Annotated in this window: 17 protein-coding genes; 8 read left to right on the top strand and 9 right to left on the bottom strand. The window is 33.0% G+C overall.

What is annotated here, in order from left to right; all coding sequences use genetic code 11:
* Positions 1-114 precede the first annotated feature (114 nt).
* Positions 115-723 (top strand): superoxide dismutase, encoded by a 609-nt coding sequence (locus tag ACN0WI_RS04505; RefSeq protein WP_417885435.1) that lies wholly within the window; start codon positions 115-117, stop codon positions 721-723.
* Positions 724-956: 233 nt separating this feature from the next.
* Here the strand turns inward: ACN0WI_RS04505 and ACN0WI_RS04500 are convergent, their stop codons facing one another.
* The 4 genes from ACN0WI_RS04500 to ACN0WI_RS04485 all read right to left on the bottom strand — a co-directional run bounded on the left by ACN0WI_RS04500 (position 957) and on the right by ACN0WI_RS04485 (position 5013).
* Positions 957-2855 carry an amidophosphoribosyltransferase gene (locus tag ACN0WI_RS04500; RefSeq protein WP_417885434.1) on the bottom strand — a complete coding sequence of 633 codons (1899 nt, stop codon included), beginning with the start codon at positions 2853-2855 and terminating at the stop codon, positions 957-959.
* An 81-nt stretch (positions 2856-2936) separates the two neighbouring features.
* Positions 2937-3860 (bottom strand): PfkB family carbohydrate kinase, encoded by a 924-nt coding sequence (locus ACN0WI_RS04495; protein WP_417885433.1) that lies wholly within the window; start codon positions 3858-3860, stop codon positions 2937-2939.
* Between the two features lie 86 nt (positions 3861-3946).
* The gene (rnhA, locus tag ACN0WI_RS04490; protein ID WP_417885431.1) at positions 3947-4408 is read right to left on the bottom strand and encodes a ribonuclease HI; all 462 of its coding nucleotides are present in this window, start codon (positions 4406-4408) and stop codon (positions 3947-3949) included.
* The gene (locus ACN0WI_RS04485) at positions 4408-5013 is read right to left on the bottom strand and encodes a phosphoribosylglycinamide formyltransferase (protein ID WP_417885430.1); all 606 of its coding nucleotides are present in this window, start codon (positions 5011-5013) and stop codon (positions 4408-4410) included. Before ACN0WI_RS04485 ends, rnhA begins: the two co-directional genes overlap by 1 nt.
* Before the next feature lie 148 nt (positions 5014-5161).
* Here ACN0WI_RS04485 and ACN0WI_RS04480 point away from each other — a divergent pair, with 148 nt between their 5' ends.
* The 5 genes from ACN0WI_RS04480 (at position 5162) to pyk (ending at position 9432) form a co-directional block, all read left to right on the top strand.
* Entirely contained in the window at positions 5162-5398 is a 237-nt protein-coding gene (locus ACN0WI_RS04480; RefSeq protein WP_013069791.1) for an acyl carrier protein, read from the top strand.
* A gap of 22 nt (positions 5399-5420) precedes the next feature.
* Complete coding sequence (gene fabF / locus ACN0WI_RS04475; RefSeq protein WP_417885429.1) at positions 5421-6674, top strand: beta-ketoacyl-ACP synthase II; 1254 nt, start codon at positions 5421-5423, stop codon at positions 6672-6674.
* A 9-nt stretch (positions 6675-6683) separates the two neighbouring features.
* The gene (gene rnc, locus ACN0WI_RS04470) at positions 6684-7415 is read left to right on the top strand and encodes a ribonuclease III (protein WP_417885428.1); all 732 of its coding nucleotides are present in this window, start codon (positions 6684-6686) and stop codon (positions 7413-7415) included.
* Positions 7416-7513: 98 nt separating this feature from the next.
* A complete protein-coding gene (locus tag ACN0WI_RS04465) occupies positions 7514-8002 on the top strand; it encodes an IPExxxVDY family protein (RefSeq protein WP_417885427.1) in 489 nt (162 codons plus the stop codon).
* Positions 8002-9432 (top strand): pyruvate kinase, encoded by a 1431-nt coding sequence (pyk, locus tag ACN0WI_RS04460; protein WP_417885426.1) that lies wholly within the window; start codon positions 8002-8004, stop codon positions 9430-9432. Before ACN0WI_RS04465 ends, pyk begins: the two co-directional genes overlap by 1 nt.
* 52 nt (positions 9433-9484) lie before the next feature.
* Here the strand turns inward: pyk and dinB are convergent, their stop codons facing one another.
* On the bottom strand, positions 9485-10570 hold the full coding sequence (gene dinB, locus ACN0WI_RS04455) for a DNA polymerase IV (RefSeq protein WP_417885425.1): 1086 nt from the start codon (positions 10568-10570) through the stop codon (positions 9485-9487).
* 88 nt (positions 10571-10658) lie between these two features.
* On the opposite strand from dinB, the gene ACN0WI_RS04450 reads away from it, so the two are divergent.
* Positions 10659-11327 (top strand): NAD(P)H-binding protein, encoded by a 669-nt coding sequence (locus tag ACN0WI_RS04450; protein WP_417885424.1) that lies wholly within the window; start codon positions 10659-10661, stop codon positions 11325-11327.
* On the top strand, positions 11320-11793 hold the full coding sequence (locus tag ACN0WI_RS04445) for a CYTH domain-containing protein (RefSeq protein WP_417885423.1): 474 nt from the start codon (positions 11320-11322) through the stop codon (positions 11791-11793). Before ACN0WI_RS04450 ends, ACN0WI_RS04445 begins: the two co-directional genes overlap by 8 nt.
* Positions 11794-11800: 7 nt before the next feature.
* On the opposite strand, the gene trxA is transcribed toward ACN0WI_RS04445, so the two are convergent.
* The 4 genes from trxA to ACN0WI_RS04425 form a co-directional block, all read right to left on the bottom strand.
* Positions 11801-12106: a thioredoxin gene (gene trxA / locus ACN0WI_RS04440; RefSeq protein WP_417885422.1), complete on the bottom strand. Its 306-nt coding sequence runs from the start codon at positions 12104-12106 to the stop codon at positions 11801-11803.
* A 58-nt stretch (positions 12107-12164) separates the two neighbouring features.
* Complete coding sequence (locus ACN0WI_RS04435; RefSeq protein ID WP_417885421.1) at positions 12165-13289, bottom strand: adenylate/guanylate cyclase domain-containing protein; 1125 nt, start codon at positions 13287-13289, stop codon at positions 12165-12167.
* Between the two features lie 85 nt (positions 13290-13374).
* Positions 13375-14814, bottom strand: coding sequence for an efflux transporter outer membrane subunit (locus ACN0WI_RS04430; RefSeq protein ID WP_417885420.1), 1440 nt, complete (start codon positions 14812-14814; stop codon positions 13375-13377).
* Between the two features lie 13 nt (positions 14815-14827).
* A complete protein-coding gene (locus ACN0WI_RS04425) occupies positions 14828-17968 on the bottom strand; it encodes an efflux RND transporter permease subunit (RefSeq protein WP_417885419.1) in 3141 nt (1046 codons plus the stop codon).
* Between the last annotated feature and the right edge of the window lie 12 nt (positions 17969-17980).

Raw genomic sequence — 17980 nt, 5'->3', positions numbered from 1 at the left:
TTAGTTTTCACTATGGTTTTAAGTAATTTATAACATTATATAGTTTTTTTTACACAGTCTAAATAGTAAATTTGAGTGAATTTAAATAGTAATAATAAAAAAAAGACAATAATTATGGCATTTGAGTTACCAAAGCTAAAATATGCATTCGATGCGTTAGAGCCACATATAGATGCAAAAACCATGGAAATTCACCATGATAAGCACCATGCAGGATATACAACTAAATTAAATAATGCAATTGAGGGAACTGATCTTGAAGGTAAAACTATCGAGAATATTCTTGAAAATTTAGATCTTTCTAATAAAGCAGTTCGAAATAATGGTGGTGGTTTTTATAATCACTCCTTATTTTGGGAAGTAATGTCTCCTGACGGAGGAGGACAGCCAGAAGGAGAATTAGCAAGTGCTATTGATAGTGCTTTCGGATCTTTTGAAGCTTTTAAAGAAGAATTCTCTAAAGCTGCAGCCGGTCAGTTTGGTTCAGGTTGGGCTTGGCTTTGTGTTCATGAAGGCGGAAAATTAGAAATTTGCTCAACAGCAAATCAAGATAACCCACTAATGCCAGAGATTGGTTGTGGAGGAACACCAGTTTTAGGTTTAGATGTGTGGGAACATGCTTATTACCTAAATTATCAAAATAAACGTCCTGCTTATATCGATGCATTTTTTAATGTAATCGACTGGAAAGAAGTAGCAAGTCGCTATGCAAAAGAAAAATAGAAAAGTGATTAATTGTTAAAGTGGAGAGGGCTGTTTACTATGTAAGCAGTCTTTTTTTATGCATAATAATTTTTTGAGGAATAAAAAAAGGCGGATTTTCATCCACCTTTTAGCCCCAAATCTACCATGAACTTAACCTATTAAATTTTATGGCAAATCAAACATACTTAGTATTATATGTTTTATAAAATATTTTAGATGAAAGGCTTAAATTTTAGTTAAAGTGCTCGTTTTTAATAAGCTCTATCTTTATTTCCTTCATAAAAGTTGATAAAAGCTCTATTTACTACGCGATTACCTCCATGTGTAGGGTAGTCTCCAGTAAAATACCAATCTCCTAAATTTTTAGGACATGCTTTATGTAAATTTTCAACAGATTGATAGATGATTTTTACATTTGCTTTTACACTTGGTTCACTCAATAATTCAGAGATTTTAGCAGAAATATCTTCATCAGTGAAAGGATTATAAATTTCTTTTACAAAATTAATAACCTCTTTATCATCTAAATTTACTTGTTTCTTACATTTTTCGTATACCTCTTCAACTATATGATATTGGTTATTCTCTTTAAGTAGTTCTAAAGCAGCTCTAAATGCAACTAGATCTTCTAGACGAGCCATATCGATACCATAACAGTCTGGATAACGTATTTGAGGAGCAGAAGAAACCACTACAATTTGTTTTGGGTTTAGCCTGTCCATCATTTTAATGATACTCTTTTTTAAAGTAGTTCCCCTAACAATACTATCGTCTATAATAACGAGGTTATCTTCGGGTTTTATAACGCCATATGTTACATCGTAAACATGGGCTACCAAATCATCTCGGCTGCTATCTTCGGTTATAAAAGTTCTAAGCTTAACATCTTTAATAGCAATTTTATCTGTTCTTAAACGATGCGCTAAAATTTCTTGAAGCCGATCATCTGTTAGCGTTTCTTTTTCAGTTAAAATTGCTTCATTTTTTTGACGATTTAATTCGTCTTGAGCAGCTTCTACCATTCCATAGAAAGAAGTTTCTGCTGTATTTGGTATAAATGAAAAAACGGTATTAATTGTATCGTGATCGATAGCTTTTAAAACTTCAGGCATTAATAATCGGCCTAGTTTTTTTCGTTCTTTGTAAATTTCAGCATCACTTCCTCTAGAAAAATAAATACGTTCAAAAGAACAAGCTTTTCTTTCTAAAGGAGTAACAATTTCCTTTATCTGTACTTCACCACTTTTTTTGGTGATAATAGCGTGACCTGGTTCTAGTTCTTTTACATCATCAAAATCTACATTGAAAACAGTCTGAATAACAGGACGCTCCGAGGCAACTACAACAACTTCATCATCTTTATAATAATAAGTTGGTCTAATTCCTGAAGGATCACGAAGTACAAATGAATCGCCATGTCCCATAAGGCCAGCCATTGCATAACCACCATCCCAGTTTTTAGCCGATTTTCTTAATATTTTGGCAACATTTAGTTGTTCGGCAATATGTGGAGAAGCTTCTTTTTTATTGAAACCTTCTTTTTTAAGCTTTTTGTATAACTTACGTACTTCAGAATCTAAAAAGTGCCCGATTTTTTCCATTACAGTAACGGTGTCGGCTTTTTCTTTGGGATGCTGACCTATTTCAACTAGATTATCAAAAAGTTGATTTACGTTGGTCATATTAAAATTCCCGGCAACAATTAAGTTACGGTGCATCCAGTTATTTTGGCGTAAAAATGGATGAACGCTCTCGATGCTATTTTTTCCAAATGTTCCGTAGCGAACATGTCCTAAAAATAACTCTCCTAAATAAGGAATTTTACGTTTTTGGAGGTCAACATCGTCCGCATACTCAGGGTGTGATTTAATTTCCTCATTAATTCGTAAATTAATTTGCTCGAAAATATCTTGTATTGGCTGTGCTTTGTTAGATCTAACACGGCTTATATAGCGTTCCCCTGGGTCTAGATTCAATTTTATACTGGCAAATCCGGCACCATCTTGTCCACGGTTATGCTGCTTTTCCATTAAAAGATACATCTTGTTTACTCCATAAAAAGCAGTGCCATATTTTTCTTTATAGTACTCTAAAGGCTTTAATAACCTAAGTTGGGCAATTCCGCATTCGTGTTTTATAGCGTCACTCATAATTTTTTTATTCTTCCCGTGGGGATTTTTGTATAAGCTTAGTAATAAAAAAAGCCCTGAAATTACAGGGCGTGTGTTTTTTTAATATGATTTTATATTAAAGTGCGTCAGTTGCTTAAATGCCTCTAAGCGTTCTCCAATTTCTTTTTTAGTTAGTTCTTGCATTCGATTTGTTCCAAATTTTTCTACTGAAAAAGAAGCTAAATTTGAACCGTAAATAACGGCATTTTTCATATTGTCGAAAGACAGATTGTCTGTTTTGGTTAGGTAGCCAATAAAACCTCCGGCAAAGGTATCTCCGGCACCAGTTGGGTCGAAAACTTCTTCTAAAGGAAGTGCTGGTGCAAAAAATGTTTGATCTTCGTAAAAGAGTAAAGCTCCATGCTCCCCTTTTTTGATAACTACATATTTTGGTCCCATTGCTTCAATAACACGTGCAGCTTGAACTAGAGACTCTTCTCCAGATAGTTGTCTAGCTTCTTCATCGTTAATAGTAATTACATCTACTTTTGCAATTACTTTTTTAAGATCGTCTAAACAAGAATCCATCCAAAAATTCATAGTATCTAGGACTACTAATTTTGGATTTTCTATTTGTTCTAAAGCACTAAGTTGTACTAGAGGATGCAAGTTTCCTAGCATTACATATTCTGCATCTTTATAAGCTGTAGGGACTACAGGATTAAAATCTGCTAATACATTTAGCTGTGTTTCTATAGTATCACGTTTATTTAGATTGGTATGGTATTTACCGCTCCAAAAAAATGTTTTTCCGTCTTTTACAATTTCTATACCCTCTGTATTGATGTTTTTAGATGCTAAAAGCTCTATATATTTATCTGGAAAATCGCCTCCAACAACAGAAACTATAGCACTATCTACATTAAAATTAGAAGCAGAAAGTCCTATGTAAGTTCCCGCTCCGCCTAAAATTTTATCGGTTTTACCATAGGGTGTTTCTATGGCATCGAAGGCTACAGAGCCTATAATCAATAATTTGCTCATAAATGCATTAAAAAAATTATGCTGCAAATATACAGTTTGTTTTTTCAAGGACTAAATCAAAAAAAGAAATTCCTTTGGCTAATTTCTTAATTTTTGAAACCGATATCTGTTAGTAGATTTTTTTCTTTGGAAGCTTGAACGGCTAAATAATCGCAACGTTCATTTTGAGGATGATCGTTGTGTCCTTTAATCCAAGTGAAATTTACGGAGTGATTTCGGTACTCAACTAAAAAATATTTCCATAAATCGCTGTTTTTTCGGTCTTTAAATTTTTTCTTTTCCCAGCCAAAAACCCATTTTTTTTCTACAGCATCAGCTACATATTTAGAATCTGTAAAAACTCTAATTTTTAATTTTTTCTTTTTTAATTTTCTCAAAGCTTCAATCACAGCCAATAATTCCATTCTGTTATTAGTAGTGTGCTTAAATCCTTGAGCGAATTCTTTTTTATATGGTTTTCCAACCCATTCCATTACAATACCATAGCCTCCTGGTCCAGGATTTCCTCTTGCAGAACCGTCTGTGTAAATATGAACATCCTCTTGCATTAAGAATCGTTGTTTTCTAGTAGTATTTTTTCAATAACTATTGGGAAATGCTGATGTTCTAGTTCATGAATTTTTGAAGCTAAACTTTCAGGAGAATCTTTTTCTGAAATACTTATTTTGGCCTGAAAAATAGAATTACCCTCATCAAATCGTTCATTTACATAATGGATAGTTATCCCTGATTCTTTTTCTTTATTTGCAATTATAGCATTGTGAACATTCATTCCAAACATACCTTTTCCTCCATAATTGGGTAACAAAGCAGGGTGAATATTAATAATACGGGTTGGAAATGCTTTTATTATGGATTCAGGCATTAACCATAAGAAACCAGCAAGCACAATAAGATCAGGATTAATATCGAGCAACACATGTAGTACCTCGTTAGTATGGTAAAAGGCTTCTCTGTCAAAATGTAAAGCTTTCACATCAAGATCGAAAGCTCTACGCAAAACTTTAGCTTTTTTTCGGTTAGAAAAGACGGCTGCAACCTTCACTTCTTCGGAATTTTCGAAATAACGAATGATTTTTTCGGTATTTGACCCAGAACCGGAAGCAAAAATCACTATTTTTTTTTCTTTTTTATTTTTCTGTGAAATGCTCAAAATAAGACGATTAAAAATTATTTGGTCTTAAAGTTAAACTTCTTAACTGAAAATTGTGTAATTTAACGCCACATTTTTAAAGGAAAAATCGGTTTTAAAATAAAGTTTTTTATTTTTGCCTCCTAAATCAAAATAAAAATAGAGAATTATGTCTGACATTGCATCAAGAGTAAAAGCAATTATCGTTGACAAATTAGGTGTTGACGAAAATGAAGTTGTTAATGAAGCTAGTTTCACAAATGACTTAGGTGCTGATTCATTGGATACTGTGGAATTAATTATGGAATTCGAAAAAGAATTCGATATTCAAATTCCAGATGACCAGGCTGAAAATATCGCAACAGTTGGTCAAGCAATTTCTTATATTGAAGACGCGAAAAAATAAATTTTAAAAGAACCATTATTATATGGAGTTAAAGCGAGTTGTAATAACGGGTATGGGTGCCCTTACGCCAATAGGTAATAATATTGATGAGTATTGGGATGGCCTTGTTAATGGTAAAAGTGGTAGTGGCCCCATTACACATTTTGATCCTGAAAAGTTTAAAACAAAATTCGCTTGTGAACTCAAAAATTTTGATCCGCTTGATTATTTCGATCGAAAAGAAGTAAGAAGGTTGGATAAGTTTGCGCAATACGCCATGGTAGCTTCAGATGAAGCTATTCAAGATTCCGGGATAGATCTTAATACGGTAGATAAATATCGTGTTGGAGTAATCTGGGGCGCCGGAATTGGTGGATTGGAAACTTTTCAAAATGAAGTAATAAACTTTGCGCAAGGCGATGGTTCTCCGCGTTTTAATCCTTTCTTTATTCCTAAAATGATTGCTGATATTGCCCCTGGTAATATTTCTATCAAGCATGGTTTTATGGGAGCTAACTATACTACGGTATCAGCATGTGCTTCTTCTGCCAATGCAATGATAGATGCCTTAAGCAATATTCGTTTAGGATACAATGATGTAATTGTTTCTGGTGGTTCTGAAGCTGCTGTTACACTTGCAGGAATGGGTGGGTTTAACGCAATGCATGCCCTTTCTACACGTAATGAAAGTCCAGAAACTGCATCAAGACCTTTTGATGCAACTAGAGATGGATTTGTATTAGGTGAAGGAGCTGGGGCACTTATATTGGAAGAATATGAGCATGCCAAAGCAAGAGGTGCAAAAATTTACGCAGAAGTAATTGGAGGCGGTCTTTCTTCCGATGCTCATCATATGACAGCTCCGCATCCTGATGGGAATGGTGTAGTGCGTGTGATGGAAAATTGTTTAAGAGATGCTGGCTTAAAGCCTGAAGATGTAGATGCGATTAACACGCATGGTACTTCTACTCCATTAGGAGATGTGGCAGAATTAAAAGCGATTACTAAAGTATTTGGCGATCACGCTAAAAACATTAATATTAATTCAACAAAATCTATGACGGGGCATTTACTAGGTGCTGCCGGAGCTATAGAAAGTATAGCAAGTGTGTTAGCGATGAAACATGGTATAGTTCCGCCAACAATAAATCACGAGAATGTTGATGAAAATATTGATGCTTCACTAAACTTAACCCTGAATAAAGCTCAGAAACGTGATGTAAAAGTTGCAATGAGTAATACTTTTGGTTTTGGAGGTCACAATGCCTGTGTTTTATTTAAAAAAATAAACGAATAATACTCGAGAATGCGAGTTATTCAAAACATATTTAACTCCCGTTCTCCAGAGGACGGGATTTTTTTTGATAACTTAAATCAACTTTTAGGTTTTAAACCTAAAAATTTAAAAATCTACAAAAAAGCATTTACCCATCGTTCTTTAAATATAAAGGATGAGGAAGGGAATGCTCTTAACTACGAACGGTTAGAGTTTTTAGGAGACGCTATGTTGGGAGCTGTTATAGCTTCTCACTTATATAAAGAAGTTCCTGATGAAGATGAAGGTTATCTTACTAAAATGCGTTCTAAAATTGTAAGCAGGCAACAATTAAACCAATTAGGGAAAGAGCTTAATTTAATACAATTTATAAAATCGAATATTCCTAGCGATCAATTTAGCATTAATATTTATGGAAATATATTTGAAGCGCTAGTAGGTGCAATTTATTTAGATAGAGGGTACAATTACTGTACTAAATTTATTCATAAACAAATAATAGCCCCTTATATAAATATTGAAAAACTAGAAGGGCGAATAATTAGCTATAAAAGTTTATTGATAGAATGGTGCCAAAAGCAAAAAAAGGAATTTAGCTTTGAAATTTATGAAGATACTGGTAAAAATGAATTAAAACATTTTGCAGTAAAATTATGGATTTCGAAAAAAGTAGTAGCTAAAGCACGAGGGACATCTAAAAAAAAGGCGGAAGAAAAAGCTTCAAAGCGTGCTTATTATGCACTTCAAAAAAAAATTGATTAATAAGGAATATCCATCATTTTCGATTAAAATTATGGGTATTTATCCAAGATAAGTCCTTATTTTTGCTGTAGTTACTTTATCGCTAAAGAGAAAAGGGTATGCAAGCGCATAAAATGTCGCTTAATGAATTTGAAGATATTGATTTTAAGTTAATTGCTATTTATGCAAATATAGAAGCTTACAAGATGGCTTATTTGTTAAATAAACATTTTGATTTAAAATTGAAGCGTCATCGCTTTGATGTTGATTTTACAGAAAACAATATTCAAGCTATGTATGCTTTATTTACATACAAAGACCAAAAAAACTATAGAGATTATAGCTTAGTGAGTAATAAATTCAAAGGAGAAAGTAGGCAAATTTTAAAAGCCGGCTCTTTATTCATTGAAGAAGAAATAAGACCTTTGCTGATCAGTCTAATACCACAGTATAAGAAAGTTGACTTTTTTTTGAAGATTGAAGAAAATATAGAAGATCAACAAGTACATAAAATGGTAGGAATTATAAGCAATATTCCCAAAATACAGGCTGCCTACAAGATCGAGGTCAATCAACTTAAATCCAAACAAAATCTAATTTTTGAATAATGTCAATAAGTAAAAAGACTAAAATAGTAGCAACACTTGGTCCAGCAACCAGTTCAAAAGAAATTTTGAAAAACATGCTTGAAGCAGGTGTTAACGTTTTCAGAATAAATTTCTCGCATGCTGATTATGATGATGTAAAAGAACGGATTGCATACATTAGAGAACTAAATGAAGAATATAGTTATAATGCTGCAATATTAGCCGATCTTCAAGGCCCTAAATTAAGGGTAGGAGTTATGGAAGATGATGTTGAGGCAGTAGATGGGCAAGAAATTGTTTTTGCTACCGGAGAAGCTTTTAAAGGAAATGCAGAGCGTGTATATATGAATTACGATGCTTTTCCTAAAGATGTGAATGCTGGAGAACGTATTTTATTAGATGATGGAAAGCTTATTTTTGAAGTTGTTTCTACTAATAAAAAGAATGAGGTTTTAACAAAAGTAGTTCAAGGAGGCCCTTTAAAATCTAAAAAAGGAGTAAATCTTCCTAATACTAATATTTCACTTCCTGCTTTAACAGAAAAGGATATAAAGGATGCAGAATTTGCTTGTAGTTTAGGGGTAGATTGGATAGCATTATCATTTGTTCGGCATGAGCACGATATTATCCAATTACAAGAGCTAATCGAGAAACATAGCAAATATAAAATTCCTATTATTGCTAAAATCGAAAAGCCAGAGGGAGTTGAAAATATCGAGAAAATTGTAGCGTATTGTGATGGTATTATGGTAGCTCGTGGAGATTTAGGAGTTGAAATTCCTGCTCAAGAAGTGCCATTAATTCAAAAGCAATTGGTTTTGATGGCTAAAAAAGCTAGAATTCCTGTTATTATTGCCACACAAATGATGGAGACTATGATTAACAGTCTTACTCCAACTCGTGCGGAAGTGAATGATGTTGCTAACTCTGTAATGGATGGAGCTGATGCAGTAATGCTTAGTGGAGAAACTTCAGTAGGGCAATACCCAGTAGAGGTAATAGAGAAAATGGCTTCTATCCTTAGAAGTGTAGAAAATTCTCCTTTAGTTAAAGTTCCTCAGGATCATCCACATGTACGTACCAAACGATATATTACAAAATCGGTTTGTTACCATGCAGCAAATATGGCTAACGAAATTAAAGCTAAAGCTATTTGTACGTTAACAAATAGTGGGTATACAGCTTTTCAAATATCAGCTTGGCGTCCAGAAAGTCATATTCTTGTATTTACTTCTAATAAAAGAATTTTAAATCGTTTAAGTCTTCTTTGGGGAGTACAAGCGTTTTATTACGATAAATATTCTACAACAGACGAAACTATAGAAGATATTAACCATATCGCAAAAGAAGGAAAATTTGTAGAAAGTGGAGACTTTACAATTAACTTAGCGGCAATGCCTATTGCTTCTAAAGGAATGGTGAATACTATCAGAGTATCTGAAATAGACTAAATTAACTTAGTATTCTATAATAAACCTCGAATTAATTTTCGGGGTTTTTTTGTTAGAATTCAAATTTGAGTTGTACTATGATTTCTTCTTTTTTAAAAGCTGTTTTATCTTTTTCGGTATTAAGGTTAGAAAGCGAAATTCCCAAAAGCCGGACTGAATTTTTCATGCGTTCTTGGTATAATAACTCTTTCGCATTTTCTAAAATTAAATGCTTATCAGCTATATAATAAGCAATAGTTTTACTACGGGTTTGTAATGTAAAATCACTATATTTTATTTTTAGTGTAATTGTTTTTCCGGCTACCTTACTTGTTTTCAATCGGCGTTCAATTTCTTCAGCAATATTTTCCAAGCGCTCTAGCATAAAAACTTCCGAAGAAATATTTTCATTAAATGTACGTTCTGCACCTAAGGATTTCCGAATTCGGTTTGGTTTTACTTCTGCACGGTGTATTCCTCGAACCACGTCGTAATAATAGGGGCCATTTTTGCCAAAATGTTTTCCGAGTTCTTCTCTTGTTTTAGCTTTTAAATCGCTGCCGGTAAAAATACCTAATCGGTACATTTTTTCAGCAGTAACTTTACCAACACCATGAAATTTACGTATTTCTAAATCTTCTAAAAAGCTTTCAACCTCTTCTGGGGAAACTGTTTTTTGTCCGTTAGGTTTATTATAATCGCTTGCTACTTTAGCTATAAATTTATTAATAGATATTCCGGCAGAAGCATTTAAACCTGTTTTTGCTTTTATTTTTTCACGAATTTCTTTAGCAATTAATGTAGCGCTAGGGAGTCCTTTTTTATTTTCAGTAACATCTAAATAAGCCTCGTCTAGAGATAGTGGCTCTACCAAATCAGTATATTCTAAAAATATGGATCTAATTCGTTTAGAAATTTCTCGATATCTTTCGAATCTTGGTTTTACAAAAATTAAATGAGGACAATTGCGTGTAGCAATAACGCTGCTCATAGCACTTTTAACGCCATATTTGCGAGCTTCGTAGCTTGCAGCACTTACTACGCCTCTTTTAGAGCTACCACCCACAGCAATGGCTTTACCTTGTAATTCAGGATTGTCTAATTGTTCCACAGAAGCGTAAAATGCATCCATATCGATATGAATAATCTTCCTCATCATGCTCTATACTATTGCAAAGTTAAGACTAAATTGAAGAATTACAGTATGGTAATACCTATCGAATAATCTGTATATTTAAATAAAAATAATGACTAAAACAGCAATTTTACTTGGAGCAACGGGGCTTACGGGAAGTTTTGTTTTGAAAGAACTCTTAGTAGATAAGGAATATGGAAAGGTTATATTGTTTTCTAGAAGTAGTTGCACAATTAAAGATAATAAAATAGAAGAACACCTTATAGATCTATTGAAATTAGATGATTTTGAGAACCTTTTTAAAGCAGATCATGTGTTTTGTTGCGTAGGTACTACTCGAAAAAAAACACCTAACAAAGAAACTTATTTTAAGATAGATTGTGGTATTCCGGTTACTGCAGCAAAATTAAGTGCTAAAAATGGTGTAAAAGTATATACTGTAATTTCTGCTATGGGTGCTAATGCAAACAGTTCTTTTCTTTATAATCAAATAAAAGGAAAAATGGAGAATGGAATAAAGCAACAAGCTATACCAAAGCTTTATATTTTGAGACCTTCTCTAATAACCGGTAATCGAGGTGAAGTGCGTTTTTTTGAAAAATTAGGACAATCTATTTTTTCTGTTCTGAACCCTTTATTAATTGGTAAATTAAAAAAATATCGATCAATTTCTGCTGAAAAAATAGCAAAAGCTATGCTATATGTGGCAAATAATAGCTATTCGAACATAATAATTAAATCTGATGAAATTAGTAGCTTAGCAAAAAAAGCAGATGATTGAAATAGAGCGAAAATTTTTGGTGAAAAATGAAGATTTTAAGAAACAATCTCATGCTTTTACTCGAATAAAACAAGGATTTTTAAATTCTCATCCTGAGCGAACAGTCAGAGTTCGTATAACAAACAATACAGGTTTTTTGACTATTAAAGGGAAGAATAATGAGAGTGGGCTGACTCGTTTTGAATGGGAAACCGAGATTCCTTCTAATGAAGCTGAAGAACTTATTAAACGTTGCGAATCAGAAATAATTGATAAAACACGTTACTTAGTAAGGTTTGATGATCATGTTTTTGAAGTGGATGAATTTTATGGAGATAACGAAGGTTTAGTAGTGGCAGAAATCGAATTATTGCAAGAAGACGAACGATTCGAAAAACCGGAATGGCTTGGAGTAGAAGTAACAGGCCATCCTGAATATTATAATTCTCAGTTATCTAAAAACCCTTTTAAAAACTGGAAGAAATAAGTTTTTGTTAGGGAAGTGGTTTACGTGAATTAATAATGCTTACAATAACATTTTTTTGTACAATGCCTGATTGCCTCCAAACTTGTTTCCCGTTTTTAAACAAAATAAGTGTTGGGACACTTTTAACCTGATATTTTTTAGCGAGCTGTTGATTTTTATCAATATCTATTTTAATAATCTTTACAGTTTCTCCTAGTTCATTTTTTACTTCTTTCAAAACAGGAGATAGAGCTTTACAGGGCTCGCACCAAGAAGCATGAAAATCGATTAAAACAGGTTGTTCTTCAGAAATGATAGTTCCAAAAGTGCTCATAAGCTTTATTCGTTTCCTATAAATTTACTAAATATAGATTAAAATCTAAACAAAGAAGTTATTGCATTTCAATCTCTTCTACAGAAAATACCTCAACACTTTCTTTTCTACCTTCTAATTTTTGATTTCCAAGGGAGTTGATGTTGAATTCATTTTGGATACTTTTGTTTTGTTGTATTTCTTTTGATACTAAGATGCGTTTGTTAAATGTTTTGCATAGACCTTCAATTCTAGATGCTACGTTTAATACATCTCCATGATAAGCAATTTCACGTTTTACTTCTCCTACTTCAACAGCAGTAACAAGGCCTTGATGGACTCCAGCTTTAAAAATAGGAATGCTGTTGTAATTTTTCAGATAGCTTTCTTTTCTATCTTTAAAACGTTTATTCACAGCGAAGAAAAATTTAATTGCAACTGAGGTCTCAAATCGCTTTAAAGGCCAACTAAGAACAATCTCATCGCCTACATATTGATAAATTTCAGCATTATATTTTTTTACTACTTGATTAATGTCCATAAAACTTTCTTGGATAAAACCACTGTATTTTATGTGTCCTAATTGTTCCGCTAATTGAGTAGAATTATTTAAATCTAGAAACATAAACAATCGATTTTCTTCTCTAGGATATCTAAATTTTCCTAATAAAAAGGGAAGAATAAGTCCTGGACCGAATTTACTTGTCATTTGTGTAATAAAACTAAGTATAAGCGTCATAAACAGCGTGTAACTTAGAATAATTACATTATAATATTTCCAATTAAGCCGGATAATATCACGGGTATAACTATTTAAAAAATTTTCCGATGAATATTGCAATACAATAAAACGAATAAACAATATTATGATTATTAATACTGCAAAATAAGCGATACCTCCAATTAATATATTAGAACCTAACGACCGATTTTTAAGAAGATGATCTTTTAAAACAGTATCAAGAAAACCAAGAGTGACCCCTAGCACAACACCTAAAAGAATAAATAAAGAGAGTAGTCCACAAATTGATAAATTTATTGGTTCTGCCTCCATAGTTTTTAAAACCGATAAAGCTGTAAAATGTATTATAACAAATAGTAACCCGTACGATATTATCCAAAAAACAATTTGCTTTAATATTTTTCCTAAAATAGGGTGCGCATTAAAAAAAGAATAAAAATTAGAATAGTAAAGTTGCTTCATATGATATTTCACTTTCAGTAGTGATAAACCAGCCCCGAATCTTTAGGATACGGGGCTGGTTTTAACAATTAAAATTTAAATTACTTTATTCCCATCCGCCACCAACTGCTTGGTATAGGTTTACTACAGAGTTAAGCTGTGAATATTTAGCATTAATTAAATCTAATCTAGAATTTAACGCACTTTCACGAGCTGTTAATACTTCAAGATAGTTTACTAAACCATTATTTAGTAATTCTTCAGAATATTCTGTTGCCGTTTTATATGCATCATATTCTTTTTGTTTAATATCAATTTTTTTAGTTGCAGTTTGATAACTATAAAGTGCATCCGAAACTTCTTTGCTTGCAGTAAGTACAGCTCGTCTAAAATTTAAACGAGCTTGTTCTTGTTGCGACTTAGAAACTTCATATTGAGTTCTAATTTGTCTTCCATTAAAAATTGGCTGGGTAAAACCTCCAATTAGAGTTGCAAATAGAGAATTTGTATCAAATAAATTTCCTGTTTTCAAACTTTGTAAACCTGCATTGGCAGTAATAGTAATTGATGGATAAAAGTTACTTCTGGCAACATTAGTTAATTCAAACGTGTTTACCAAGCCATATTCCGCAGCAATTACATCAGGTCTGTTTCTCAATAATTGAGAGGGTACTCCTGTTTTAAGTTCCGTTTCAATTTTTTGATCCTCTAGATCGGTACGTTCAATATTATGAGGTGCTTCGCCTAATAAAATTGAAAGTGTATTCTCTAGAATTTTAGACTGATTTTCTAAATCTAATAAGATGCTCTGGGCGGTATAGTATTGAGCTTCTGTTTGTTTAACAGCTGCTCCATTAACATTACCAGCATCTTTTAAAGCTTTAGTAACTTCTAAACTATTTTTACGTGTTTCAACGGTTTCTTTAGTTATTTTAATTTGTTCGTCTAAAGATAATAATTGATAATACGAGCTAGCAATATTTGCTATTAACTGCGTTTTTACAGCTTGATGTGCTGCTACACTTTGTAAATAAGTAGCTTCATAAGCTCGTTTATTACTACGGATTTTACCCCAAATGTCGGCTTCCCAAGAAAGGTTACCGGCTAATTCATAGTTATCAATATGATCTCCTATACTGCTTTGACTGTTGCCGCTATTGGGGTTGTTTAATTGAAAACCTAATTGCCCATTTTTAGAGAAATAATTACGAGTAAATGTACCACTTCCACTTATTGTTGGAAAATACCCGGATTTACCTTGCTTTAGATAAGCTTCGGCCGACAATATTTGCTGAAGCGCAACTCGAATATCGATATTGTTTTGGAGTCCTTCTTCGATATACTGTTGCAATACTGGATCGGTAAACATTTCTCGCCAAGAGATATCTGCCATGGATATGCTATCCTGTGACAAATTATCTGTTCTGAAATTTTCTTCTTTTACTACATCTTCTGGCCTTTCGTATTCTTTAGCTACAAAACAAGACTGTAGACTGAGAATTATAGCCGGAAATAGTACGACTTTAAAATTTATAAATTTTTTCATTTTCTTTTCTTTTCTATGATTCCGCTTGGGTTACAGCCTCAGGCTTTTTTCCTATTTTTTCTTGTAGCCACTGGAATAGGATATATAAAATTGGGATAACAAATACACCTAGTATTGTACCAATTAATAAACCTCCTACTGCTCCAGTACCGATAGATCGGTTACCTGCAGCTCCAACACCATTTGCTAAAACTAGAGGCATTAAACCTAAAATAAATGCAAATGAAGTCATTAAAATAGGTCGTAAACGCGCTTTTGCTCCATCTATCGCAGAGTCTACAATAGATTCTCCATTCCTTCTACGCTGTATGGCGAACTCCACAATCAAAATTGCGTTTTTCGCTAATAAACCTACAAGCATTATTAAGGCAATTTGGAAGTATATATTATTTTCTAGTCCCATTAATTTGGTACTAAAATAAGCTCCGAAAATACCCAAAGGCAATGATAGAATTACTGCTAAAGGAAGTAAATAACTTTCGTATTGAGCAGAAAGTAAAAAGTATACAAACACAACACATAAAATAAATATCAATACTGTTTGACTTCCTGAACTAACCTCTTCGCGAGTTAATCCTGAATATGCAGTAGAATAGTTACTACCTAGTTTTGCAGCTTCTTTTTCAACGATATTAATACCATCTCCAGTACTAAAGCCAGGATTCATGGCAACATTTAGAGTTGTAGAGTTAAAAAGGTTAAACCTAGTAACAGATTGTGGACCATATACTCTGTTTAAGGTAACATATTCATTCAATGGAGACATTTCTCCTGAATTTGTTTTTACGAACATCTGGCTAAGATCTTCCTTCTCTGCTCTGGCATTAGGATAGGCTTGTATATATACACGATATTGCTTACCAAATCTAGAAAAATCTGCAGCATAAATACCACCAATATATCCTTGCATGGTAGCAAAAATATCACTCACGTTTACACCATTTTGTTTGGCAAGTGGAATATTGATATCTAATTTATACTGAGGGTAATTAGTGTTGAATGAAGATTGGGCATATTGTACTTCTGGATGAGACATGATGTTTCTCATAAATTCCTGATTTGCTTTATCTAAATCAGTGAATTTCCCACCTGTTCGGTCTAATAAGTTTACTTCAACACCAGCAGATGCACTAAACCCAGGAATACTCGGTGGAGCAAAGAAAATTATATTTGCATCAGGTATTGTTGAGGCTATACCAAATAATTTTCCAGTAATAGCTTCAGCTGATAATGATTCATCTTTACGATTTTCAAAATCATCTAATTTAATAAAACCAAGGGCATAGTTACTACCTTGTCCACTTAATAAACTAAAACCATCAACCATGTTCAAACCTTGAACGCCAGGAAGATCTTTTACTTTATTATAAAGTTCTTGACTTATCGAATTTGTTTTATCTAAAGAAGATCCAGCAGGAAGTTCAATGTTAGCAAAAACAATTCCACGGTCTTCGCTAGGAACAAAACCACTAGGAGTTGTAGAAGCCGCCCACCAAATACCAACACCTGATAATAGTAATATTACAGCTGTTATCCATTTGTTTTTATATAGAAAATGTAGTGATTGTCCATATCTATTAATTGTAGCATTAAAACCTCTATTAAAAGCTGCATAAAATCGTTGTAAGAAGTTTTTTTTCTTATGTTCTTCATTTTCATCATGTGTATTTAAAAATAAAGCACATAGAGCAGGGCTTAATGTTAATGCGTTAACTGCAGATATAAATATAGCTACAATAAGTGTAATCCCGAACTGTTCATAAAATACCCCCGTAGGACCTGTTATAAATGTTACCGGAATAAATACAGCTGCCATTACAAGTGTAATAGATATAATTGCACCTGAAATTTCGTGCATGGCATCAATAGTGGCCGTTTGAGCACTTTTTGCACCTTGATCAATTTTGGCGTGGACTGCTTCTACAACAACAATCGCATCATCCACCACAATACCAATTGCTAGTACTAAAGCAAATAATGTTAAGAGGTTAATGGAGTATCCAAATAAGTTCAAGAAAAAGAACGTACCAATAATAGAAACAGGTACTGCAATAGCTGGAATAAGTGTAGATCTAAAATCTTGTAAGAATATAAATACTACTATAAATACAAGAATAAACGCTTCAATAAGAGTATGCACCACTTTTTCTATAGATGCATTTAAGAATTCATTAGTGTCATAAGGTATAAACACTTTTATTCCTTCAGGAAAATCTTTATTTAAGTCATGCAATCTAGATTTGATGTTTTCAATAATTTCCTGAGCATTCGACCCTTTAGTTTGGTAAACAGCCATACTTACACTAGGATAACCTAATGTATTTGAACTTACTTGATAGGATTGTGCATCTAATTGAATATCCGCAACATCTTTAAGTCTTAAAAATTCACCATTGCCCAAAGCCTTAATTATAATGTCTTCGTATTGTTTTTCTTCTTTAAAACGGCCTGGATATTTTATAGTGTATGAAAATGTTTCTCCACTATTTTGTCCTAAAGTACCTGCTGCAGCCTCTAAACTTTGTTCTTTTAAAGCAGCGGTAATATCCGAAGGAGCAAGACTATAAGCATTAAGTTTCTCTGGTTTTAACCAAATTCTCATTGCATAATTTTGTCTTGAGAATACATTTACATCTCCAACCCCATTAACCCTTTTAAATTCCGGAACAACATTTATATTAAGATAGTTGTTTAAGAAAGTAGCATCGTAGTCTGGATTTGTAGAATAAAAAGACATGAACATTAAAGCACTTGTTTGCTTTTTTTGAGTTACCACACCGGCTTGTGTTACTTCTTGTGGAAGTAATGGACTTGCTAATGCAACTCTGTTTTGTACGTTTACTGCATCAATATCCGGATTGGTACTTTGGTCAAAATAAACGGTAATTGATGCTGTACCATTATTGGTAGCAGTAGAGGTAATATATGTCATCCCTTCTACACCGTTTATTTGTTCTTCAATAGGGATAATTACACTCTCTAGTATTGTTTCTGCACTGGCTCCGGTATAAGTTGCGGAAACCTCTACGGTAGGTGGAGCAATATCGGGATATTGCTCTATCGGTAAATTACTAAGCCCTAAAACCCCTAGAATTACAATAATTATTGAAATTACTGTAGAGAGGACGGGCCTTTGTATAAATGTTTTAAGCATTTTATTATTATC

It is taken from the genome of Zunongwangia sp. (assembly GCF_048269745.1).
Classification (GTDB): Bacteria; Bacteroidota; Bacteroidia; order Flavobacteriales; family Flavobacteriaceae; genus Zunongwangia.
Note: the sequence above shows the minus strand (reverse complement) of the source record. Positions and strands in the feature narration are given on the sequence as shown.

Coding starts and splice junctions, on each gene's coding strand:
- ACN0WI_RS04505 (WP_417885435.1), top strand. CDS start 115: ATGGCATTTGAGTTACCAAAGCTAAAATATGCATTCGATGCGTTAGAG.
- ACN0WI_RS04500 (WP_417885434.1), bottom strand. CDS start 2,855: ATGAGTGACGCTATAAAACACGAATGCGGAATTGCCCAACTTAGGTTA.
- ACN0WI_RS04495 (WP_417885433.1), bottom strand. CDS start 3,860: ATGAGCAAATTATTGATTATAGGCTCTGTAGCCTTCGATGCCATAGAA.
- rnhA (WP_417885431.1), bottom strand. CDS start 4,408: ATGCAAGAGGATGTTCATATTTACACAGACGGTTCTGCAAGAGGAAAT.
- ACN0WI_RS04480 (WP_013069791.1), top strand. CDS start 5,162: ATGTCTGACATTGCATCAAGAGTAAAAGCAATTATCGTTGACAAATTA.
- fabF (WP_417885429.1), top strand. CDS start 5,421: ATGGAGTTAAAGCGAGTTGTAATAACGGGTATGGGTGCCCTTACGCCA.
- rnc (WP_417885428.1), top strand. CDS start 6,684: ATGCGAGTTATTCAAAACATATTTAACTCCCGTTCTCCAGAGGACGGG.
- ACN0WI_RS04465 (WP_417885427.1), top strand. CDS start 7,514: ATGCAAGCGCATAAAATGTCGCTTAATGAATTTGAAGATATTGATTTT.
- pyk (WP_417885426.1), top strand. CDS start 8,002: ATGTCAATAAGTAAAAAGACTAAAATAGTAGCAACACTTGGTCCAGCA.
- dinB (WP_417885425.1), bottom strand. CDS start 10,570: ATGATGAGGAAGATTATTCATATCGATATGGATGCATTTTACGCTTCT.
- ACN0WI_RS04450 (WP_417885424.1), top strand. CDS start 10,659: ATGACTAAAACAGCAATTTTACTTGGAGCAACGGGGCTTACGGGAAGT.
- ACN0WI_RS04445 (WP_417885423.1), top strand. CDS start 11,320: ATGATTGAAATAGAGCGAAAATTTTTGGTGAAAAATGAAGATTTTAAG.
- trxA (WP_417885422.1), bottom strand. CDS start 12,106: ATGAGCACTTTTGGAACTATCATTTCTGAAGAACAACCTGTTTTAATC.
- ACN0WI_RS04435 (WP_417885421.1), bottom strand. CDS start 13,289: ATGAAGCAACTTTACTATTCTAATTTTTATTCTTTTTTTAATGCGCAC.
- ACN0WI_RS04430 (WP_417885420.1), bottom strand. CDS start 14,814: ATGAAAAAATTTATAAATTTTAAAGTCGTACTATTTCCGGCTATAATT.
- ACN0WI_RS04425 (WP_417885419.1), bottom strand. CDS start 17,968: ATGCTTAAAACATTTATACAAAGGCCCGTCCTCTCTACAGTAATTTCA.